The organism is Rhizobium quercicola (genome assembly GCF_021168455.1).
Lineage (GTDB): Bacteria > Pseudomonadota > Alphaproteobacteria > Rhizobiales > Rhizobiaceae > Ferranicluibacter > Ferranicluibacter quercicola.
The window spans coordinates 67,952-84,602 of sequence record NZ_JAJOZR010000008.1 but is presented as its reverse complement, the minus strand read 5'-3'; the positions used below and the strand labels follow the sequence as shown (position 1 = coordinate 84,602).

Here is a 16,651-nt window from a genome sequence, read left to right as displayed (position 1 = left end):
GATGGGATCAGAGGAGACGGCTGCGGAGCAACCTCACTCCCCGTCCGCGTTCCGCAACGTCTCCAGCACCGGCATCGAGGTGATGTTGTAGCCGGAATCCACGTAGTGGATCTCGCCGGTGACGCCGGAGGAGAGGTCGGAGAGGAGGTAGAGGGCGGAATTGCCGACGTCGTCGATGGTGACGGTGCGGCGCAGCGGCGCGTTTTTCTGGTTCCAGGAGAGCATGGCGCGCGCGTCCGAGATGCCGGCGCCGGCAAGCGTGCGGATCGGGCCGGCCGAGATCGCGTTGACGCGGATGCCGCGCGGGCCGTAATCGGCGGCGAGATAGCGCACGGACGCTTCGAGGGCCGCCTTGGCGACACCCATGACGTTGTAGTTCGGCATGACGCGCACGGAGCCGCCATAGGTCAGGGTCAGCATCGCGCCGCCGTCGGTCATCATCTCGGCCGCGCGGCGCGCGATCTCGGTGAAGGAGAAGCAGGAGATGACCATGGTCCGGCTGAAATTGTCGCGGCTCGTATCGGCGTAGAAGCCCTTCAGCTCGTTCTTGTCGGAAAAGCCGATGGCGTGGACGATGAAATCCAGGCTGCCCCAGCGTTCCCTCAAGGTGTCGATGACCGTATCGACGGAGGCGAGGTCCTCGACGTCGCAGGGCAGCAGCAGGTCCGAATTCAGCTGTGCCGCCAGCGGCTTCACGCGCTTGCCGAGCGCGTCGCCCTGATAGGTGAAGGCAAGCTCGGCGCCCTGGCGCGAAAGCGCCTGGGAAATGCCCCAGGCGATCGAATGACTGTTGGCGACGCCCATGATGAGCCCGCGCTTCCCCGACATGAGACCGGTCATGGCAACTTACCCGTTGTAACGCTGGAAAACGAGCGTGGCATTGGTGCCGCCGAAGCCGAACGAGTTCGAGAGCACGGTGTCGATCTTCGCATCGTCGATGCGCTTGCGAACGATCGGCACGCCGTCGAATTCCGGGTCGATCTCGGTGATATGCGCGCTTTCGCCGATGAAGCGTTCCTGCATCATCAGCAGCGCATAGATCGATTCCTGCACGCCGGCCGCACCCAGCGAGTGGCCCGTCAGCGACTTGGTCGACTGGACCGGCGGAATCTTGGTCCCGAAGACCTCGCGGATCGCGCCGATCTCCTTGCTGTCGCCGACCGGCGTCGAGGTGCCGTGCGTGTTGATGTAGTCGATCTCGGTCTTCACGGTCGCCAGCGCCTGGCGCATGCAGCGGATGGCGCCTTCGCCCGACGGTGCGACCATGTCGTAACCGTCGGAGGTCGCGCCGTAGCCGGTCAGCTCGGCATAGATCTTGGCGCCACGGGCCTTGGCATGTTCCAGCTCCTCGAGCACCAGAACGCCGGCGCCGCCGGCGATGACGAAGCCGTCGCGGGAAACGTCATAGGCGCGCGAGGCCGTGGCCGGCGTGTCGTTGAACTTCGAGGACATGGCGCCCATCGCGTCGAACAGGTTCGACATGGTCCAGTCGAGATCCTCGTGGCCGCCGGCGAACATGATGTCCTGCTTGCCCCACTGGATCATTTCCGCGGCATTGCCGATGCAATGGGCAGACGTCGAACAGGCCGACGAGATCGAATAGTTGACGCCGTGGATCTTGAACCAAGTGGCGAGGGTCGCCGAGGCGGTCGAGGACATGGCCTTCGGCACGGCGAACGGGCCGATGCGCTTGGGGCTGTTGTTCTTGCGGGTGATGTCGGCGGCTTCGATCAGCGTCTTGGTGGACGGTCCGCCCGACCCCATGATGATGCCGGTGCGCTCGTTGCCGGAGATGTCGCTCTCTTCGAGACCCGAATCGGCGATCGCCTGCTTCATCGCCACATGGTTCCAGGCGCCGCCCTGCGACAGGAAGCGCGCCGCGCGGCGATCGACCATGTCCGTCGTGTCCAGATCGGGCGAGCCCCAGACCTGGCAGCGGAATCCGTGTTCAGCGAAATCGTTGGAAAAGCTGATACCGGAGCGCGCATCGCGCAGCGAAGCCGTGACTGCTTCGGCGTCGTTTCCGATGGAGGAAACGATACCAAGACCCGTGACAACAACCCGTCTCATCTCGATGACCTTTTCTTGAAGTGAACTGGAGAAAGCGCCTGCGATCCTTGCGGGATCAGGCAGCCTTCTCCTTCGACAGGCCGACGCGAAGGTCCGTTGCCTGGTAGATGGTTTCGCCATCGGCCTTCAGCCAGCCATCGGCGATGCCGAGCACCAGCCGGCCGCGCATCACGCGCTTGAAGTCGATGCCGTATTCCAGCAGCTTGGTATCGGGAAGAACCATGCCCTTGAACTTCACCTCGCCGGTGGACAGCGCCATGCCGCGGCCGGGCTCGCCGAGCCAGCCGAGGAAAAAGCCCGTCAGCTGCCACATGCCGTCGAGGCCGAGGCAGCCGGGCATGATGGGATTGCCGGGGAAGTGGCAGGGAAAATACCAGTCGTCAGGCTTCACGTCATACGCGGCCCGGATGAAGCCCTTGTCGAAGGTGCCGCCGGTTTCGGAAATCTCCGTTATGCGATGGACCATCAGCATCGGCGGAAGCGGCAACTGCGCATTGCCGGGGCCGAACAGTTCGCCCCGCGCGCAACGCAGGATGTCGTCGTAGCCGTAGCTGGATTGTCTGGTCGTCATGAACGTCTGGTGTCTCCGCCAAGGTGTCTCGTGAGCCCGATCGCACACCGGGTCTTGTCTTGCCGAGCCGTTCCGCCCGTCGTCCGATACCGTCCGGGACGTGCCGGCTCTGGCCCATATCCGCAGTCGCATAGCGCACTATACCGGAAACAACCAGTAGCAATTGCCATATCCGCAACTTTTCGGGCCGTTTTATCTCCGTAGACGGGTCCGGCACCTTTATGTGTATTGAAAGCCAAGCTCACCAAAGTTATATCGACACGATGACTCCACTTAACAAGAGCTGCCCGGACAAGTCTGCATGACGATGGAAACAGAGATGAGGCCCGACGACCGTTTGCGCCGCTTCGGCCTCAGGCCGACGCGGCAGCGCATGGCGCTGGCCGACCTTCTGTTTGCAAAGGGCGACCGTCACCTGACGGTGGAGGAACTGCACGAGGAAGCCGTGACCGTCGGCGTGCCCGTGTCGCTGGCGACCGTCTACAACACGCTGCATCAGTTTACCGAGGCCGGCATGATCCGCGTTCTCTCGGTGGAGGGCGCACGGACCTATTTCGACACCAATGTTTCCGACCACCACCACTTCTTCGTGGAGGGCGCGAACGAGGTGCTGGATATCCCGGTCAACAACATCACCATCGGCAATCTTCCCGAGCCGCCCGAAGGCATGGAGATTTCCCATGTCGACGTGGTGATCCGGCTGAAGCCGAAGCAGCGCTGATTTCTCGTCCCTTCGTTACAGAATGTCGTCCGGGTCCCGTCCCGGGCCCGCCTTGCCCGTGGGCAGCGTCCAGCCGAATTTCAGCGCACCGCCGCGCACGATGAAGGCGCAGACGATGCCGAGCGCGGAGGCGGCGATCAGCGGCAGACCGGCAAGCGTTGCGAGCGTGAAGACGGCCGAGCCCGTCAACGCCGCCGTCACATAGATCTCCGGACGCAGCAGCACCGAGGGTTCCCCCGCGAGAAGATCGCGCAGGATGCCGCCGAAGGTGGCCGTCAGCATGCCGGTGACGAGCGCAACGACGGGGGAACCGGTGGCCGAGAGACCCTTGGCGGCGCCCATGACGCAATAGGCGGACAGCCCGATCGCATCGAGCCAGACGAGCGCGCGATACCGCGAATCGAGCCGGTGCGAGGAGAGGAACAGGATGACGCCGACGCTCGCGCAGATGACGAGGTAGAGCGGGTTCTTGACCCAGAAGACCGGCGTCGCCCCGAGGATGACGTCCCGCAGCGTGCCCCCGCCGATGCCGGTGATGGAGGCGAGGAAGACATAGCCGATGATATCGAGCTGCTTGCGCGAGGCCGACAGCGCGCCCGTGGCGGCGAAGACGGCGACGCCGGCATAATCGAGAAGATCGAGAACGGTCATGGGCTTTCCACGGACGGGAAGAGGGCGGAGGTGCGGCCCGTGGCGGCATAGGCGGCAAGGCCGATCCACTCGCGCACCGCGGTCGTCGTCAGCTGGGCGTTCAGCGCCGGCTGGCTGAAGTCGAAGCCGGGGCGCGCCTTGCCGGTCGTGCGGTAATCCGTCGGCCACGGGGTCACGGCGATCCCGAGCTTGCGGAACAGGCCGATGGCGCGCGGCATGTGAAAGGCCGAGGTGATCAGCAGGCAGTTCGACAGCCCGTTCTGCGACAGGATCGCCTGCGTGTTCGCCGCGTTCTCGAAGGTCGTGCGCGAGGCGTCCTCGCGGATCAGGCGCTCGACGGGCACGCCGAACAGGGGAAAGAACCGCTCGGCGGCATCGGCATCGCCATCATAGGTTCCGCTGAGCGAACCGTCGCCGCCCGACACGAGAATGCGCGCCGCGGGCACGAGGCGGGCGATGCGCAGCGCCTCGACGAAGCGATCGGCCGCCTGGTTGAACTCGATCCCGCCCCGTGTCGCCATCACCTCGTTCTCGAAGGCGCCGCCCAGAATGATCATGCAGGAGAGATCGGCGGGGAGGGCCGGCGGCCGCGGAAACCGGTCTTCGAGCCGCTGCAGGAGCACGCTGCCGGTCGTCGTGAACAGCGCCACGAAGAGGAGGAGCGCGGCAAGGCCCGACAGGAGAAGCCCGAGCCGCTGATAGCCGGCGACGGCGGAGACGAATCCGGAGAGAACCAGCGCAAAGGCAAGCGACAGCGGCTGTGCGAGAAGCCAGAAGATCTTGGAGACGAGAAACATGGGCTTGGGGCACGCGCGGTTCGGACATCGATGGCCGACCATAGACGTCAGCCTTGCCCGGAAGCAACCGGCTGCCGCGCGGGAGGCGCGTTTGTGACCATGGCGTGATCTCCCCGGCTTGCCCCGAAGCGGCGTTTGCCGCATGAAACGGACCATGACGATAGCGGACAGCACAGCAAAGACGATCGCGATCATCGGCGGCGGACCGGCGGGACTGGCGGCCGCCGAGGTCCTGTCGGAAACGCATCATCGCGTCACGGTCTATGACGCCATGCCGACGATCGGCCGGAAATTCCTGCTCGCCGGCAAGTCGGGCCTCAATCTGACGCATGCCGAGCCCTATGAGAGCTTCGCCGGCCGCTTCGGTGCCGCCACGGCCGGCCTGCGGCCGGCTCTCGATGCCTTTACCCCGGATGATGTGCGGGGCTGGGCGCAGGGGCTCGATGTCGAGACCTTCGTCGGTTCGTCGGGACGGGTGTTTCCCAAAGCCATGAAGGCTTCGCCGCTGCTGCGCGCCTGGCGCCGGCGGCTGGAGATGCGTGGTGTCGCCATCCGGACCCGCTGGCGCTGGATCGGCTTCGGCGCGGACGACGCGCTGGTCTTCGAGACGCCGGACGGTGTGCAGGCTGTCGCCAGCGATGCGACGCTGCTCGCGCTCGGCGGCGCAAGCTGGCCGCGTCTCGGATCTGATGCGCGCTGGGTGTCGATGCTGGAGGCGCGGGGGATTGCCGTTGCGCCGTTCCGTCCGGCCAATTGCGGATTCGATGTCGCCTGGAGCGCGGATTTTGCCGCGCGGTTCGCCGGCGCTCCGGTGAAGTCGGTCGCAGCCATGTCGGAATCTGGCCGCACGCAAGGCGAGTTCGTCATCACGCGTCACGGGATCGAGGGAAGCCTCGTCTATGCCCATTCGGCAGCGCTGCGGGACAGGCTGGAGGCTGCGGGAGACGCCGATCTCTGCCTCGACCTTCTGCCCGGCCGATCGCTGGAGGCTGTGGCATCGGCGCTGGACGCGGCCCCGCGCAAGGCAAGCTTCAGCAACCGGCTGCGCAAGGCCGCAAGGATCGATGGCGTGAAGCTGGCGTTGTTGCGGGAGATCGTGCCCGATGCGGATCGTTTGCCGGCAAACGATCTCGCTGCCGCCCTGAAGATGCTGCCGATCCCGTTGACCAGGCCGCGGCCGATCGAAGAGGCCATCTCCTCTGCCGGCGGCCTCCGTCTCGACGGGATCGACCCTGCCGGCATGATCCGGCAGATGCCCGGCGTTTTCGTCGCGGGTGAAATGGTGGATTGGGAAGCGCCGACCGGCGGATATCTGCTGACGGCGTGCCTCGCAACCGGCCGGTTCGCAGCGTCAGGCCTGTTGGACTGGCTTGCCGACAGGCGCGGCGTCTAGCGAAAGACCGGCGCCCGCGTGGCGTTCGTCAGCAATTCCTGCTCAGTCGCAAACGAACCGAAAAGGCGGGTCAAACGGTTCTTTTCCTCATCGCCGAGCCGATATCGACGGCAGAAATCGTCCACGCTGCGCACACGGCGCAAGGGGCTGTTTTCCACTTTGGCAACATCGATATGCTCGCTCACGGTCCATCCCCTTCGTTTGGCGCATAGCAAACACGCCGCGAGGGAAATGGTTCCGTCGCGGTTGTGATTTTTTTCTTCAGTCAGTGGCAATGGACCGTCTGCCTTACTTCTTCAGAATGACCCAGATGGCATGGATGATGCCGGGGATGTAACCGAAGATCGTGAGCAGGATGTTCAGCCAGAAGTGCAGGCCGATGCCAACCTGAAGAAATACGCCGAGAGGCGGCACGAGAATGGCGAGCAGAATGCGGAGGACGTCCATAAAGGTCTCTTTCGTGGAAGAATGCGGGCAGGGGCCCCGGCAGGACTATGGTCCAGCCGGCAGCGCCGTGGCCGCCGAATTTAGAGGACGGCGCTGCCGGCCATGAAGGCAAGCACCACGAAGATCAGGAAGACCACGACGGCAATGGCAAACAGCACGCGCGCGATCGTCGCGGTCGCCGCGGAAACGCCGGAGAAGCCGAGAAAGCCGGTGATGAGGGAAACGACGAAGAAGATCAGCGCCCACTTGAGCATTGGTGGTTCCTTTACGAACGGGTTCGGAAGGTAAACGCATTCATGCGATTTTTGTTCCTGATGGCAGCGTCGCCTACGGCCAAACGCCTGTCTGTGTCCGTGCCATCATGGGCGTGAAAAACGGTCCAGTTCCGTACGGTCGGATCCGCATTAAAATAGTTGAATGACGCCCGGCGCATTGCGGAGGACAACGCTCGTCTTGAAAAGGACAGAGAACCTCTATGACCGAAGAGAAGAAGAAGCGTCGTCCGAAAGCGGGGCCGGCCCTCGGGAATATCGATGAAACCAAGGTGGTCGCCCAGGCGATCATCGACACGCAGCTGAGTGCCGCCCGCGAAAAGACGGAGCGCTTGAAACGGCTTCGCCTGCAGCGGGAAATGCAGCAGGACGAAACAACCCGCTAGCCGCAGGCACCCGGAAGCCGCTCGCCCCGAGGGCTCTCTGGGGGGCGACGGCGGCCCTGCCGCAGGGGTGGTGGTGATCGCTGGCCGGATGGGTTGGAAGCTCGACTGCCATTGCGTTGGCCATAGGAAGAAAGCGGAAAAATCCCTATGTTCTTCATCCCCATCGCGTCCGCCTGACACGGCCTGCGATCTCTCATGGAAGTAAGTGAACCTTGCTTGGTTCCGGCCGGGCGCGAGATTTCATCAGGCCTTGCACGCGCAGCGGCAACCTCCCGGGAACCAGGGCGAACCCCGGCGGTTTGCGTCACCGTGGCTGTTCGTCTTGTCTACACACCCCGTTCATGCTTCATGTGCAGCATTGCGCATAAACGTCTCTCATACTCTGCGAGGAGCTCACGGTGATGAACAATCTGGAACCCGCAGACCCCGTCATTGCACCGCCGCGCCGCCGGGTCGTCATCATCGGTGCCGGCTTCGGCGGTCTCGCCTGTGCCGGCGCGCTCGGAGACACGGATGTCGACGTGATCGTCATCGACCGCCGCAACCACAATCTGTTCCAGCCGCTGCTCTATCAGGTCGCAACCGCCGCCCTGTCGCCGGCCGACATCGCAGAGCCGATCCGCCGCACGCTCGGGCGCTATCGCAACATCCACATCATGCTGGCGGAAGCCGAGGGCATCGAGGTCGAGACCAAGCAGGTCAAGTTGAAGGACGGCGGCACGGTGTTCTACGACCAGCTGGTGATCGCCACCGGCTCGGACTACAACTACTTCGGCCATGACGACTGGCAGCATTTCGCACCCGGCCTGAAGACGCTTCACGAGGCCCGACGCATCCGCCATCGCCTGCTTCTGTCGTTCGAAAAGGCCGAGCGGACGAAAGATCCAGCGGAGCGGAAGGCGCTGCTGACCAGCATCGTCGTCGGTGGCGGGCCGACCGGTGTGGAGATGGCGGGCGCCATTTCCGAGCTCGGCCGCTCCATGGCCGTGCGGGACTTCCGCACCATTCCCTCGAGCGATCTGCGCGTCATCCTGGTCGAGGCCGGCCCGCGCATCCTCGCCGCCTTCCCCGAACATCTTCAGGCCTATGCCCTGCGCCATCTCGAAAAGATGGGCGTCGAGGTGCGGCTGGGCGCGCAGGTCTCCGACATCACCGCGGACGGCGCCGTCATCGCCGGGGAGATGGTGCCCGCAGGCAGCATCGTCTGGGGCGCGGGCGTCAAGGCCTCGCCGGCCTTCCGGTGGCTCGGCATCGAGGGCAAGGCCAACGGCCGCATCCCCGTCGATTCGAAGCTCCGGGTCGAGGGCTTCAAGGATATCTTCTCGCTGGGCGACACCTCGTTCCAGCCGGACAAGCAGGGTGCGCCGCTGCCGGCCCTGGCACAGGTGGCCAAGCAGCAGGGCCGCTATCTCGGCAAGCTTCTCGTCAAGCCCGAAGCGATCGAGACGGCCAGGCCGTTTCATTTCGCCAATCGCGGCAACACGGCGGTCATCGGCCGCAACGCTGCGATCTTCGATTTCGGCCGCTGGACGCTGAAGGGCTATTTCGCCTGGATCCTCTGGGCGATCGTCCATGTCTATCTTCTCGTCAACTTCGAGAAGCGCATGCTGGTCACCGTCCAGTGGATCTGGCGGTACCTGACGCGCCAGCGCGGTGCGCGGCTGATCGACGAGAACGACAAGGAAGACGTGGCACCCGCCATCATCCGCTGACATCGGCGGTGTCGGAATACGGCGCATGACACGCTCGGGCTTTCGCGTCTCCGATTGCGGAACCTTTGGCGTCTCGACTGGTTCGATCCCCGACAGTCGATGCGCGGGAACTCCCTGCCATCCTTTCATCCGGCCTCGTGCCGGCATGCCTGTCGCGGCTGCGCCGGCTCCCCTGTCGCCGGTTCTGCCGCGACAGGCGCATTAAAGGCGCACCCGGTGCGCCGAGCGTGAGGTTAATATGCCTGAGAATTTGATATCCCTGATCGTCATGGCGGTCGTGCTCGTAATCGTCTGCGGCGCCGTGGGCGTTTGGACGCTGCGCAGCCGGCGGCGCAATGCCGCGACGGCCTCGTCCGGTCGACGGGATCGCCGCGAGACGACGCTCGAACGGGGAAGAGCGTCTTGACCGGGGATCGAAGCCGCGAGCCCTATATCGCCCCCTCGGCCGACTCGCCGGAACAGACGGCGCGCAAATCGAAAGCCGGCAAAGGCATCGTCATCTTCATCGCAGCTTTCGCCATTGGCGCCTTCCTGCTGTATCTGGGCATTCTGATCTATGCGAGCACCGTGCGGGTCTGATCTCCGAGGCGAATTGCAACACACTGCCATTCCGCCTAGGGTCTGGCCCGCAAGCAGGGGCGGATGACGGTGACGCTGATAAAGACGATCTGGGGTTTCGCGGCAGCAATCATGACGCTTGCCATGTCCCTGCCGGGGAGTGCCGAGGTGACGGCGACGGAGACGGTCGAGACCTATGCGATCTCGGGCAGGACGGGCGCGGAGCTCTACGCGTCCATCGGCGAGCGCGGGCCGCTTCTCGGCGCAAACCGCGTCATTGCCCACACGCGTTTCAAACTGACCTGGCGGCGCGACTATCAGAGGCAGGGCAACGACTGCGTGCTGGCGACGGCGATCCCGCGGCTGACCATCATCACCACCCTGCCGAAGCCGACGGACAAGCTGCCGGCGCCCGTCCGCGACAGCTGGACGACCTTCATCGACGGCGTTCGCCGGCACGAGGCGGTGCATGGAACCTATGTCCGCGACCTCGTGGCGAAGATCGAGACGGCGACCATCGGGCTCAGGCAGCCGGACGATCCCGGTTGCACGAAGATCAAGACGGAGATGAACCGCCGGCTCGGCGCGATCTCCGACGAACGGCGCGCGCTCGACCGGGCCTTCGACCAGGCGGAGTTCACCGAGGGCGGCGCGGTGCATGCGCTCATCCTGGCGCTGGTCAACGGGCCGTGAGAGCCAGCCGCCGTGCGGGTGACGGCTGCAGGCCCGCCCGCTCATCCGTCAAGGCATCGCATTCGTCATTCCCGGTGCCGGAGGAGAAAAATTGATGGCCGGCTCTGCGGCCGGCCGACCGGCGCAGCCTTGAACGGGAGCCGCGATGATGCCACTTTCCGACAACCGGAAAAGAGGACCGATCCATGAGCCTGCGCATCAACGATATCGCCCCTGATTTTACTGCGGAAACCAGCAAGGGGACGATCTCGTTCCATGACTGGATCGGCAATGGCTGGGGCGTCCTGTTCTCGCACCCGAAGAATTTCACGCCCGTCTGCACGACGGAGCTCGGCGCCATGGCCGGCCTGCAGGACGCGTTCGCCGCGCGCGGCGTCAAGGTCATCGGCATTTCGGTCGATCCGGTCGAGAGCCATGAGCGCTGGAAGAACGACATCCGCACGGCGACCGGCTTCGAGGTCGATTACCCGCTGATCGGCGACAAGGACCTCGCCGTCGCCAAGCTCTACGACATGCTGCCGGCCGGTGCCGGCGAAAGTTCGGAAGGCCGCACGCCCGCCGACAATGCCACGGTTCGCTCGGTCTTCGTGGTGGGGCCGGACAAGAAGATCAAGCTGATCCTCACCTATCCTATGACGACCGGCCGCAACTTCGACGAGATCCTGCGTGCGATCGACTCGATCCAGCTGACCGCCAAGCATCAGGTGGCGACGCCCGCCAACTGGAAGCAGGGCGAGGACGTCATCATCACCGCCGCCGTTTCCAACGAAGACGCTATCGCCCGCTTCGGCAGCTTCGACACGGTGCTGCCCTACCTGCGCAAGACCAAGCAGCCGACCGCCTGAGGCCGGAGACTGGCGGCGCGTCAGGCGACGCGTTCGCCGGCCCGCCAGACGCCGGCCACCAGCGGCGGCGCTCCGGCTTGCGCCCGCACGCGAACGAGATCGGCCCGCAGGCCGGTCTCGATCCGGCCGCGATCGGCAAGGCCCGCGGCCCGCGCCGGATTGGCGGTAATCATGCGCACCGCATGCGGCAGGTCCGTCTGCCCGCGCTCGGCCAGCAGGAATGCGGCCTGCAACAGGCTGAACGGCACATAATCCGACGAGAGAATGTCGAGCGCATCGCGCTCCAGCAGGTCGAGCGCCGAAACATTGCCGGAATGCGATCCGCCCCGGACAACGTTGGGCGCCCCCATCAGCACCTGCAGGTCTGACGCCTTGGAAAGTGTCGCCGCCTCGATCGTGGTCGGGAATTCGGCGAGCGCGATGCCGAGATCGACGCTCTCGCGCACATGCGCCGCCGTCGCATCGTCATGCGAGGCCATGGGGATGCCGGCCTCGCGGCAGCGCGTGGCCAGCGCCAGACGGTTGCGGTCGGCATTCTCCACCGACTGGGCGATGCGCCGGGCGCTGAACGCCTCGAAGTCTGCATCCGAAATCTTCTTCTTGCCCTGGTAATAGATCCGGTAGGCCTCCAGGCTCACGAACTGCCGCTGCCCGGGCGCGTGGTCCATGAGGGAGGCGAGCCGCACCCGGTCGTTGCGCTTTAACGCGTCGAACTGCTCGACCACATCCGGCATGGAGACTTCGCAGCGCAAGTGAATGAAATGCTCGGCGCGCAGCCGGTTCACCGCGGTCGCCGCCGAGATGGTCGCCGCCATGTCGGCCATATCGCCGGTCCCGAGATCGGTATCGCCGTCCATCCCGACCCGAAGCGCGTCGAACACGGTGGTGATGCCGGCCGTGGCGATCTGCCCGTCATGCGCCTGGAGCGCCGCGGCAAGATTCCAGCGCACCTTCGGGCGCGGCTGGATATGGGTTTCCAGATGGTCGGTGTGCAGTTCGACGCAGCCCGGCATCAAGTAGTCGCCTTGCATGTCCATGCCCTGCGCCGTCGTGCCCGGAGAGATGTCGGCGATCACGCCGTCGCGCACGACGACGGTGCCCATGACGATCTCGGTGGGGAGGATGATGGCGCAGTGGGTGAAGATCTGTTCGCGGGTCATGGTCTGCCGTTCCGCAGCGTCTCGCTGCGGCTTTTCGGGTGAGAGGTAAAGAGGGGCGGGAAAGAGGCCGCCTTAGATGACGAGTTTGCGCAGTTGCTGGGAGAGAATATCCATCAACGTCACGGTGGCAACGATGATGAGAAGAATGGCCGAGGCCTGCGGATAGTAGAAGCCGCGAATGCTCTCGAACAGGATCTGTCCGATCCCGCCGGCGCCGATGAGGCCGAGCACGGTGGCGGAACGGATGTTGGATTCGAGGCGATAGAGCGAAAACGAGATCCAGAGCGGCAGCACCTGCGGGATGACGCCGAAGATGACCTGTTGCAGCCGGGAGGCGCCGGTGGTGCGGATCGCCTCGACCGGACGCGGATCGATCGCTTCGACGGCCTCGGAGAAGAGTTTGGCGAGAATGCCCGTCGTGTGAACGAACAGCGCCATGACGCCGGCAAACGGCCCAAGGCCGACGGCGACGACGAAGAGCACGGCGAAGACGATCTCGTGGATCGCCCGGAACAGGTCCATCAGCCGGCGAACGGGGTGCAGCACCCACCAGGGCGCCATGTTGTGGGCGGAGAGAATGCCGAAGGGAATGGAGAGCAGCACGGCGAGGAAGGTGCCCCAGAGCGCGATCTGGATCGTGACGATCATCTCGCGGAGATAGGAAGCCCACTCCTTGAAGTCCGGCTTCAGGAAGTCCCGGGCATATTCCGCCATGTTGCCGGCATCCGAAAAGAGATAGGTCCACCGCCCCATTTCGGCCGGTCCCCAGCTGGCGGCAAGCGCACCGACGAAAACGAGCGTGACGAACCAGCCGCGCAGGCTGCCCTGGCCAGGCTTCGTGCCGGTCTGGCCGGCCGTCGAGCGGGCGTTGGTGACACCTGTGGAGGCGATGACGTCGGTCATGGGCGTCGTCCTTGATGGGTCGGGCAGCGAGCGAGAGAAGCGAGAGAGAACCGGAGCGGACGGTGTCGCCCGCTCCGGTCAGGGGCATCAGCCGTTGGAGGCCGTTCCGAGTTCGGCTTCGAACTTCGCCTTCTGCTCGGTCAGCGGCTTGATCTTTTCGGCCTTGGCGTCGGCCGACAGGGAAGCGTCCGTTTCGATCTTGGAGATCGCCTTCGACAGTTCCATCACGCGGATCGGTAGGAGCTGCTTGTCGGTCGAGGCCTTGAAGGGCGCCCATTTCAGGCCGGCCAGAACGTCCTTCTCATGAGCGACGTCGCCGGTGGAGGTCGCGGTGCCGTAGGCCAGGAAGAAGTCGCGCAGCTTGGTCTTCGTCTCTTCCGGCAGGTCCTTGCGCCAGACGATCGGATCGGACGGGATCAGCGGCGAGCGCCAGATCTCGCGGATATTGGCGAAGGCATCCGGCTTGTTCTGCTGGATCAGCGCCATGTTCTCGGTGTTGTTGGCCGCCGCATCGACCTGTTTCATGGCAACCGCCATGGCATTGGTCTCGTGGTTGGCGTTGGTCACCGTCTTGAAGCAATCCTTCGGGTCGATGCCGCGGGCGCCGAACACGAAGGTCATGGGCACGAGATAGCCGGAGGTGGAGTTCGGATCGCCGAGACCGAAGCTCTTGGACTTGTCGCAGGTCAGAAGCTCGTCGATCGTCTGGATCGGCGAGTCCTTGGGAACGATGACGACCGACCAGTAGCCCGGATCGCCGTTCTTGGCGACGCTCTGCACGAAGACTTCGCCATCGGCACGGTCGACCGCTTCCATGGCCGACTTGTTGCCATACCAGGCGACCTGCACCTTGTTGAAGCGCATGCCTTCGATGATGCCGGCATAATCCGAGGCGAAGAAGGGCTTCACGTCGAGACCGGTCTTGGTCTTGAGGTCGGCCAGCAGCGGCTCCCAGGCCGTCTTCAGGTTCTGCTGGGATTCGGTCGAGATGATGCCGAAGTTGATGGTGTCGGCGGCCAGCGCCTGCTGGCCGAGGGCGGCGGCGAGCGAAAGCGCCGCAATGCTCTTGAAGATCGCGTTCATGGTGGTCTCCGGTTGACAGTGATGTCGGATCAGACGGTGGCGAGCGCCGCCTGGCGTTTGGGCTCGACGCCCGTGGGCGTCATGGGGTCGGCCGGGCCGCTCGAGGCAGCATCCGGCAGGACGAGTTCTTCCGATGCCGCTCCGTAGAGTTCGGCGAGGAAATCGTTGGAAAGGGCGGTGGACGGGCCGTCATAGACGATGGCGCCGTCGCGCATGGCGATCGTGCGGCGGCAATAGCGCCGCGCATATTCGACCTGATGGAGCGACACGAGCACGGTGATGCCGTCTTCGCGGGAAATATCGGCCAGCACGTCCATCACCCGGCGGGCCGCCGAGGGATCGAGCGCCGAGATCGGTTCGTCGGCGATCAGGATGCGGGCTTCCTGCACGAGCGTTCGGGCGATGGCGGCGCGCTGCTGCTGGCCGCCCGACAGCGTCGAGGCGCGTTGCGCGGCAACCTGCGGAATGCCGACGCGGGCCAGCGCCGCACGGGCCTTGTCCTTCTCCCGGGCGTTGAACAGGCCGAGCGTGCCCCGCCAGCGGGGTATGCGGCCGAGATGGCCGATGAGCACGTTGGTCAGCACGGACAGCCGTCCGACGAGGTTGAACTGCTGGAAGATCACGGCGACGCGGCCGCGCGCGGCCTCCCGGTTCATGCGTCCGCCGGCCTGCGACACCGCGCCGAGGATCTCGACCCGTCCGCTCTCGCCGTCGCCGATCTCGAGACCGGCGATGTGGCGGATGAGCGTGCTCTTGCCGGAACCGGACGCGCCGATGAGCGCCACCATCTCGCCCTGCTCCAGCATCAGGCTGACGCCGTTCAGCGCCCGCGTCTCGCCATAGCGTTTCGACAGATGGGTCACGGACAGCGCAATGGGGGTAATCCCGGTCATGATATGATCCCGAACAGCAGCGTGAAAGCCGACCTCATGCCGGCTGCACGTCCAAGGACTGTGAGCGGCAAGCGATGATGGTTGCGTGACGGTCGCATGAAACTTTTGCGTCAGACGCTGACATCAGGCGGCGTAGCGTTCGAGAAACGCCGCGCCCGTCAGCGTGCGGAAATCCTCGAGCGCCGCGAACAGTCTGTCGTGCGGCCAGTCCCACCAGGCAAGGCGCTCCATGCCCTCGGCCGTCGCGCGTGCGAAGCGGTCGCGGATCAGCCGGGCCGGCACGCCGCCGACGATCGTGTAGGGTGCCACATCGTGCGACACCACGGCGCCCGCGCCGATGACGGCCCCATTGCCCACCGTCACGCCCGGCAGAACCGTCGCGCCGTGGCCGATCCAGACATCGTGGCCGATGGTGACGCGCCGGGCCCGCCGCGCGGCAAAGAAGTCCGCCTCGTCCGTGGCGCCCTCGAAATAGTCGCCGGCCCTGTAGGTGAAATGGTGCAGGCTGGCGCGGTCCATCGGGTGGTTGGTGGCGTTGAGCCGCACCATGGAGGCGATATTGACGAACTTGCCGACGGTCGCGCACCAGAGGGCGCAGTCTTCCATGACATAGGAGTAGTCGCCGAGCGCGACCTCGCCGAGACGCGACCGCTCGGCGATCTCGACATAGCGGCCAAGCCGGCAGTCGGTGACCCTGGCGGTCTCGTGGATCGCAGGATGATGTTCGGAAAGCTTGGCCATCATGCAGCCTTTCGGGCGGAAAATGCGGAAACGTCGATGGTGCGGGTCGCCACGGCCTCGCGCACCGGCTGATCGTGAAAGATGCCGAGGATTGCCGTGCCGCGCGCGAGCTTCTCGCCGATCATGACGGTCACCACGTCGCGGTTCTCCGCATCGAGCGAGGCTGTGGGTTCATCGAGGAGGAGGACGGGGTGATCGGTGATGAAGCCGCGGGCGATGTTGACGCGCTGCTTCTCGCCGCCCGAGAAGGTGGCGGGTGGAAGCCCGTGCAGCGTTTCCGGCAGGTTCAGCCGGGAGAGCATGTCGCGGGCGCGCGAAACGGCCTCCGCCCGCTCGACGCCGCGCGACACGAGCGGTTCGGCGACGATCTCGACCGCGGAGACGCGGGGCACGGCGCGCAGGAACTGGCTGACATAGCCGATGCCGTTCTCCCGGATGGCCAGAACGAGGCGCGGATCGCCGGCACCGAGATCGCGAACCGCGCCGCTGTCGGGATCCCGCACGAGGACGGAGCCCTGGTCGATGGCGTAGTTGCCATACACCATCCGCAGGATGGACGATTTGCCGACGCCCGAGGGACCGCCGAGAACGACGCATTCGCCGGGGAAGAGATCGAAGCAGACATTGGCCACCACAGGCAGCACGACGCCGTCGCGCAGATGCATGACGAAGGATTTGGCGACGTCGCGCACGCTGAGCAGCGCGCCGTCCGGCATCCTCTGGTGGGTCGGCGGGAGGGAAGAGAGGGGCATCGG

Annotated in this window: 22 protein-coding genes; 8 read left to right on the top strand and 14 right to left on the bottom strand. The window is 65.1% G+C overall.

The genetic code is table 11. The features are described 5' to 3' along the window. Positions 1–33: 33 nt before the first annotated feature. The 3 genes from fabI to fabA are packed head-to-tail and all read right to left on the bottom strand — an operon-like array spanning position 34 to position 2,641. Positions 34–840: an enoyl-ACP reductase FabI gene (gene fabI / locus LRX75_RS13570; RefSeq protein ID WP_231815186.1), complete on the bottom strand. Its 807-nt coding sequence runs from the start codon at positions 838–840 to the stop codon at positions 34–36. Between the two features lie 6 nt (positions 841–846). Further along, entirely contained in the window at positions 847–2,070 is a 1,224-nt protein-coding gene (gene fabB / locus LRX75_RS13565; RefSeq protein WP_113149466.1) for a beta-ketoacyl-ACP synthase I, read from the bottom strand. A 55-nt stretch (positions 2,071–2,125) separates the two neighbouring features. Further along, positions 2,126–2,641: a 3-hydroxyacyl-[acyl-carrier-protein] dehydratase FabA gene (fabA, locus tag LRX75_RS13560; protein WP_113149465.1), complete on the bottom strand. Its 516-nt coding sequence runs from the start codon at positions 2,639–2,641 to the stop codon at positions 2,126–2,128. Between the two features lie 301 nt (positions 2,642–2,942). Between fabA and irrA the strand changes: the two genes are divergently transcribed. Continuing rightward, positions 2,943–3,362, top strand: a complete 420-nt coding sequence (gene irrA, locus LRX75_RS13555; RefSeq protein ID WP_092931486.1) for an iron response transcriptional regulator IrrA — start codon at positions 2,943–2,945, stop codon at positions 3,360–3,362. A gap of 15 nt (positions 3,363–3,377) precedes the next feature. On the opposite strand, the gene LRX75_RS13550 is transcribed toward irrA, so the two are convergent. Continuing rightward, the gene (locus LRX75_RS13550; RefSeq protein ID WP_231815184.1) at positions 3,378–4,013 is read right to left on the bottom strand and encodes a trimeric intracellular cation channel family protein; all 636 of its coding nucleotides are present in this window, start codon (positions 4,011–4,013) and stop codon (positions 3,378–3,380) included. Beyond that, positions 4,010–4,810 (bottom strand): YdcF family protein, encoded by an 801-nt coding sequence (locus tag LRX75_RS13545; RefSeq protein WP_231815182.1) that lies wholly within the window; start codon positions 4,808–4,810, stop codon positions 4,010–4,012. Before LRX75_RS13545 ends, LRX75_RS13550 begins: the two co-directional genes overlap by 4 nt. Before the next feature lie 154 nt (positions 4,811–4,964). Between LRX75_RS13545 and LRX75_RS13540 the strand changes: the two genes are divergently transcribed. Continuing rightward, positions 4,965–6,203, top strand: a complete 1,239-nt coding sequence (locus LRX75_RS13540; RefSeq protein ID WP_231815180.1) for a TIGR03862 family flavoprotein — start codon at positions 4,965–4,967, stop codon at positions 6,201–6,203. Here LRX75_RS13540 and LRX75_RS13535 read toward each other — a convergent pair. The 3 genes from LRX75_RS13535 to LRX75_RS13525 all read right to left on the bottom strand — a co-directional run bounded on the left by LRX75_RS13535 (position 6,200) and on the right by LRX75_RS13525 (position 6,904). Next, on the bottom strand, positions 6,200–6,388 hold the full coding sequence (locus LRX75_RS13535; protein ID WP_231815179.1) for a hypothetical protein: 189 nt from the start codon (positions 6,386–6,388) through the stop codon (positions 6,200–6,202). The genes LRX75_RS13540 and LRX75_RS13535 overlap by 4 nt on opposite strands. 103 nt (positions 6,389–6,491) lie before the next feature. After that, positions 6,492–6,650: a YqaE/Pmp3 family membrane protein gene (locus tag LRX75_RS13530; protein WP_092986011.1), complete on the bottom strand. Its 159-nt coding sequence runs from the start codon at positions 6,648–6,650 to the stop codon at positions 6,492–6,494. A gap of 80 nt (positions 6,651–6,730) precedes the next feature. After that, positions 6,731–6,904 carry a DUF1328 domain-containing protein gene (locus LRX75_RS13525; RefSeq protein ID WP_110800399.1) on the bottom strand — a complete coding sequence of 58 codons (174 nt, stop codon included), beginning with the start codon at positions 6,902–6,904 and terminating at the stop codon, positions 6,731–6,733. 221 nt (positions 6,905–7,125) lie between these two features. On the opposite strand from LRX75_RS13525, the gene LRX75_RS13520 reads away from it, so the two are divergent. From LRX75_RS13520 to LRX75_RS13495, 6 genes are all read left to right on the top strand, one after another. Next, a complete protein-coding gene (locus LRX75_RS13520; protein ID WP_231815177.1) occupies positions 7,126–7,308 on the top strand; it encodes a hypothetical protein in 183 nt (60 codons plus the stop codon). A 401-nt stretch (positions 7,309–7,709) separates the two neighbouring features. Further along, on the top strand, positions 7,710–9,020 hold the full coding sequence (locus LRX75_RS13515) for an NAD(P)/FAD-dependent oxidoreductase (RefSeq protein ID WP_231815175.1): 1,311 nt from the start codon (positions 7,710–7,712) through the stop codon (positions 9,018–9,020). Positions 9,021–9,258: 238 nt separating this feature from the next. Beyond that, positions 9,259–9,426 carry a hypothetical protein gene (locus LRX75_RS13510; RefSeq protein ID WP_231815172.1) on the top strand — a complete coding sequence of 56 codons (168 nt, stop codon included), beginning with the start codon at positions 9,259–9,261 and terminating at the stop codon, positions 9,424–9,426. Then, complete coding sequence (locus tag LRX75_RS13505; protein ID WP_165906652.1) at positions 9,423–9,599, top strand: hypothetical protein; 177 nt, start codon at positions 9,423–9,425, stop codon at positions 9,597–9,599. The genes LRX75_RS13510 and LRX75_RS13505 overlap by 4 nt, the downstream gene beginning before the upstream one ends. Positions 9,600–9,668: 69 nt before the next feature. After that, positions 9,669–10,271 carry a DUF922 domain-containing Zn-dependent protease gene (locus LRX75_RS13500; protein WP_231815169.1) on the top strand — a complete coding sequence of 201 codons (603 nt, stop codon included), beginning with the start codon at positions 9,669–9,671 and terminating at the stop codon, positions 10,269–10,271. 185 nt (positions 10,272–10,456) lie between these two features. Further along, positions 10,457–11,116: a peroxiredoxin gene (locus LRX75_RS13495; protein WP_113149458.1), complete on the top strand. Its 660-nt coding sequence runs from the start codon at positions 10,457–10,459 to the stop codon at positions 11,114–11,116. A gap of 20 nt (positions 11,117–11,136) precedes the next feature. Here LRX75_RS13495 and LRX75_RS13490 read toward each other — a convergent pair whose 3' ends face one another. From LRX75_RS13490 to phnL, 6 genes are all read right to left on the bottom strand, one after another. After that, on the bottom strand, positions 11,137–12,276 hold the full coding sequence (locus LRX75_RS13490; protein ID WP_231815167.1) for an alpha-D-ribose 1-methylphosphonate 5-triphosphate diphosphatase: 1,140 nt from the start codon (positions 12,274–12,276) through the stop codon (positions 11,137–11,139). A gap of 72 nt (positions 12,277–12,348) precedes the next feature. After that, a complete protein-coding gene (gene phnE, locus LRX75_RS13485; protein WP_231815165.1) occupies positions 12,349–13,179 on the bottom strand; it encodes a phosphonate ABC transporter, permease protein PhnE in 831 nt (276 codons plus the stop codon). A gap of 87 nt (positions 13,180–13,266) precedes the next feature. Further along, positions 13,267–14,262 carry a phosphonate ABC transporter substrate-binding protein gene (gene phnD / locus LRX75_RS13480; RefSeq protein WP_231815163.1) on the bottom strand — a complete coding sequence of 332 codons (996 nt, stop codon included), beginning with the start codon at positions 14,260–14,262 and terminating at the stop codon, positions 13,267–13,269. Between the two features lie 29 nt (positions 14,263–14,291). Beyond that, positions 14,292–15,155 carry a phosphonate ABC transporter ATP-binding protein gene (gene phnC / locus LRX75_RS13475; protein WP_231815160.1) on the bottom strand — a complete coding sequence of 288 codons (864 nt, stop codon included), beginning with the start codon at positions 15,153–15,155 and terminating at the stop codon, positions 14,292–14,294. Between the two features lie 123 nt (positions 15,156–15,278). Then, positions 15,279–15,899, bottom strand: a complete 621-nt coding sequence (locus tag LRX75_RS13470; RefSeq protein ID WP_231815158.1) for a DapH/DapD/GlmU-related protein — start codon at positions 15,897–15,899, stop codon at positions 15,279–15,281. Further along, entirely contained in the window at positions 15,896–16,648 is a 753-nt protein-coding gene (gene phnL / locus LRX75_RS13465; protein ID WP_420851202.1) for a phosphonate C-P lyase system protein PhnL, read from the bottom strand. Before phnL ends, LRX75_RS13470 begins: the two co-directional genes overlap by 4 nt. Between the last annotated feature and the right edge of the window lie 3 nt (positions 16,649–16,651).